5 protein-coding genes and 1 pseudogene are annotated in these 3,348 nt (G+C 69.3%); 5 read left to right on the top strand and 1 reads right to left on the bottom strand.

The annotated features are described in order from the left end of the window. From WBA11_RS10040 to WBA11_RS10030, 3 genes and pseudogenes are all read left to right on the top strand, one after another. A pseudogene (locus WBA11_RS10040) lies at positions 1 to 580 on the top strand (glycine dehydrogenase (aminomethyl-transferring)); the annotation flags it as partial. Beyond that, the gene (locus tag WBA11_RS10035; RefSeq protein ID WP_424520560.1) at positions 573 to 1,322 is read left to right on the top strand and encodes a hypothetical protein; all 750 of its coding nucleotides are present in this window, start codon (positions 573 to 575) and stop codon (positions 1,320 to 1,322) included. The pseudogene WBA11_RS10040 and the gene WBA11_RS10035, both read left to right, overlap by 8 nt. A 44-nt stretch (positions 1,323 to 1,366) precedes the next feature. Beyond that, complete coding sequence (locus tag WBA11_RS10030) at positions 1,367 to 2,065, top strand: hypothetical protein (RefSeq protein ID WP_424520559.1); 699 nt, start codon at positions 1,367 to 1,369, stop codon at positions 2,063 to 2,065. Here WBA11_RS10030 and WBA11_RS10025 read toward each other — a convergent pair. Then, entirely contained in the window at positions 2,032 to 2,382 is a 351-nt protein-coding gene (locus WBA11_RS10025; protein WP_424520558.1) for a hypothetical protein, read from the bottom strand. The two genes, WBA11_RS10030 and WBA11_RS10025, sit on opposite strands and share 34 nt — an antisense overlap. Here WBA11_RS10025 and WBA11_RS10020 point away from each other — a divergent pair. Both WBA11_RS10020 and WBA11_RS10015 read left to right on the top strand, forming a co-directional pair. Beyond that, positions 2,372 to 2,776 carry a class I SAM-dependent methyltransferase gene (locus tag WBA11_RS10020; RefSeq protein WP_424520557.1) on the top strand — a complete coding sequence of 135 codons (405 nt, stop codon included), beginning with the start codon at positions 2,372 to 2,374 and terminating at the stop codon, positions 2,774 to 2,776. The genes WBA11_RS10025 and WBA11_RS10020 overlap by 11 nt on opposite strands. 58 nt (positions 2,777 to 2,834) lie before the next feature. Beyond that, positions 2,835 to 3,348: TolB family protein (locus tag WBA11_RS10015; protein WP_424520556.1), on the top strand; the 514-nt coding region annotated here is incomplete at its 3' end.

Here is a 3,348-nt window from a genome sequence, read left to right as displayed (position 1 = left end):
GTGGGCCTACATCGCCATGATGGGCGCGGAGGGCCTGAAGAAGGCGAGCCAGATCGCGATCCTGAACGCCAACTACATGGCGAAGCGGCTCGAGGGCCACTACGACGTGCTCTACCGTGGGCCGGGCGGCCTGGTCGCTCACGAGTTCATCCTGGACGTCCGCCCGTTCCAGAAGGTGGGCATCGGCGCCGAGGACATCGCCAAGCGCCTCATAGACTACGGCTTCCACGCGCCGACGATGAGCTGGCCCGTCACGGGCACGTTGATGATCGAGCCGACCGAGAGCGAGTCGAAGGCCGAGCTCGACCGGTTCTGCGACGCCATGATCTCGATCCGCACCGAGATCCAGGAGGTCGAGATCGGCACCGCCGACGCAGACGACAACGTGCTCAAGATGGCGCCCCACACCGTCCTCGAGGTGACCGCCGACGAGTGGAGCCACCCGTACACCCGGAGCCAAGCCGCCTGGCCGACGGGCGACCGCGCGTCCAAGTTCTGGCCGAGCACGGGCCGCGTCGACAACGCCTACGGCGACCGCAACCTGGTCTGCTCCTGCCCTCCGATGGAGGACTATGCCTAACCTCCGGCGTCCTCGAGGTCGAGTCTCGGCCTCGAGGGCGACCGCCCCTCTGATCTTCGCCCTCCTGGCTCTCTTCGCCTGCGCCGACACGACGCAGCCCGCCGGCATCCAGGGCACGTGGGTCAACGGTGACCCCGTCACGACCGAGGTCGAGGTCAACGGCCCGGACGGACCCGAGGTCCTGACCACCACCGTGCTCTACCGCCAGGTCGAGATCACCGACTCCACGCTCGTAGACACCTTCGTGCATGAAAGCTCGACCTCCGGCCCCACGGCCTACGTGTTCACGAGGCCATACCGCCTCGAGGACGGCCTCCTCGCCCTCGAGGGCGACGCCGTTCGTTTCGAGGTCGACCTCGAGGACGACACGCTGACGGTCCGCCAGGTCGGCATGCCGGACGGCGCCCCGCCGACGAGCTACGTCCGCGGGTCGGGCGTCTCGCCGGACCTGGTCGGGTCGTGGGTCAGCCGCGTGACGGACCGCGCGGGGATCGTCGTCGGGATCCGGATTATCGTCCACCCCGACGGGACCGTGACCGAGTCGCCCGACGGCGACGTGGCGTTCACGGTGCTCGGCCCGTACCTCCTGACCGAGAACCGGAGGGACCGGGTCTACGCGGAGGGCGAGATCGTCACCCGACGCGCCCGACGCATCGAGGTCGATGGTGACCGCCTCCGAATCCCCGAGCCCGACGGCGACGACCTCTCGATGGTCCGAGAGCCCCGCGGCCCCGGGCAGTAGCCGTTGGCTGCGCCGGCCTGACGGCCCTCGAGAACAACCCCCTCATGATCCTCGCGCTCCTCGCTCTGTTCGCCGTCGCCGACACCACGTTGCCAGCCGAGATGTACGGCACGTGGGCCAACGCCGACACCGTCTCGACGAAGCACGAGGTCAAGGGCGAGAACGGCCCCGAGACCTACGTCCACACGGTGCTCTACCGGCACCTCGTCCTCACCGACTCGACCCTCGTCGACACCGTCGTTCAAGAGGACGAGTACACCGGCACGATGGCCTACCTCTTCACGACGCCCTACCGCGTCAAGGACGGACGGCTCGTCCTCGAGGGCGACTCGATCACGGTCGATCTCGACCTCGAGGGCGACACGCTGACGCTGTCCGTCAGCGGCATCGAGGACGAGCCGCCGCCGCAGCGATACGGGCGCGCGTCCCCGCCCGAGGTACCGCCCGAGCTGATCGGGACGTGGGAAGGGGGCGTCATGGACAACGCGGGCGTGGTTGCCGGCGTCCAGATCGCGTTCCACGACGACGGGACCGCGACGGTGTCGCCCGACGGGGACGCCATCCGCTTCGACATGCTCGGGCCGTACCTGCTGTTCGAGGAGCCGAGCCATGAGACCTTTTTCGACGGGGAGCTGATCGCCATGCGCGTCGGGCACGCCAAGGTGGAGGGCAACCGGCTCGAGCTGGCGGGCCTGGGCGACGACCCGCTCTACATGATCCGCGTGTCGTCTCCGAAACGGTAGCCCGGATGGCGACGTCGACCGTCGACGAGATCCGCGCCCGCTTCGACGGCGACGTCGAGCGGTTCTCCAGCCTCGAGGTCGGACAGGCGACGACCATCGACGCGCCGCTCGTCCTCGAGTTGATCGCCCAGGCCGCCGCCGCGAGCACGCCCCGCGCGACACGGATCCTGGACATCGGCTGCGGGGCCGGCAACTACGCGCTGCGACTGCTCCAAGAGATCCCCGACCTCGAGGTCGACCTGGTGGACCTGCCGGCCGATGCTGGACCGCGCCCTCGAGCGCGTTTCGGCGGCGACCTCGAAGCCCGTGCGCGCCATTCAGGCCGACATCCGGGACCTCGACCTCGAGGCCGACCGCTACGACATCGTGGTGACGGGCGCCGCGCTCCACCACCTGCGGACGGATGCCGAGTGGGAGTCGGTCTTCCAGGCCGTGCATCGATCGCTGCGTCCGGGCGGCTCGTTCTGGCTCTCCGACCTGGTCACGCACAGCGCCGAGGCGATCCAGTCGCTGATGTGGTCGCGCTACGGCGAGTACCTCTCCGACCTCGAGGACGAGGCGTTTCGCGAGCGCGTGTTCGCCTACGTCGAGAAAGAGGACACGCCGCGACCGCTGCTCTACCAGATCGACCTGCTGCGCCGCGTCGGCTTCCGGACGGTGGACGTGCTGCACAAGACGAGCGTGTTCGCGGCCTTCGGCGGCACCCGGTAACGACCTCGAGGACGACGCACGGGCGGGTTTATCATCGGCGCAGACTGTCTCTGCCGTCATGCGCCCGCTCGTCGCTCTCCTCGCCCTTCTCGCTGTCCCCACGCTCGCCCAGGAGCGGTTCGCCCTCGAGGACGTGTTCGAGCTCGAGTGGGCGGCAGACCCGCAGATCTCGCCTGATGGCGAGACCGTCGTCTACGTCCGCACCAGCATGGACCGGATGACGGACCGGCGCCGACGGTCGCTGTGGACCGTGAACGCGGACGGGACCGGCCACCGCAAACTGACGATAGGCGAGGGCAGCGAGTCGTCGCCGCGATGGTCGCCGAGTGGGGACCGCGTGGCGTTCGTGGCAGGGACCGACCAGGGCGCCGAGCTGTTTGTCCGCTGGCAGGACACGGGGCAAGTCGCGCGCCTGACGCAACTCGAGCGGTCGCCGAGCGGGCTGGCGTGGTCGCCCGACGGGACGATGTTGGCGTTCTCGATGCTGGTCCCCGAGCCCTACCCGACGCTCGACGTCACCCTCCCGTCCGCCCCGCGCGGCGCTGAGTGGGCTGACAAACCTCGTGTCATCC

This window comes from Rubrivirga sp. (assembly GCF_049648075.1).
Taxonomy (GTDB): Bacteria; Bacteroidota; Rhodothermia; order Rhodothermales; family Rubricoccaceae; genus Rubrivirga.
The sequence above is the reverse complement of the archived record's forward strand: the minus strand, read 5'-3'. Positions and strand labels throughout refer to the sequence as shown.

What these genes read in the sequence shown, in the direction of transcription:
- WBA11_RS10035 (WP_424520560.1), top strand. Translation starts at nt 573, where the DNA reads ATGCCTAACCTCCGGCGTCCTCGAGGTCGAGTCTCGGCCTCGAGGGCG.
- WBA11_RS10030 (WP_424520559.1), top strand. Translation starts at nt 1,367, where the DNA reads ATGATCCTCGCGCTCCTCGCTCTGTTCGCCGTCGCCGACACCACGTTG.
- WBA11_RS10025 (WP_424520558.1), bottom strand. Translation starts at nt 2,382, where the DNA reads ATGGCGCGCACGGGCTTCGAGGTCGCCGCCGAAACGCGCTCGAGGGCG.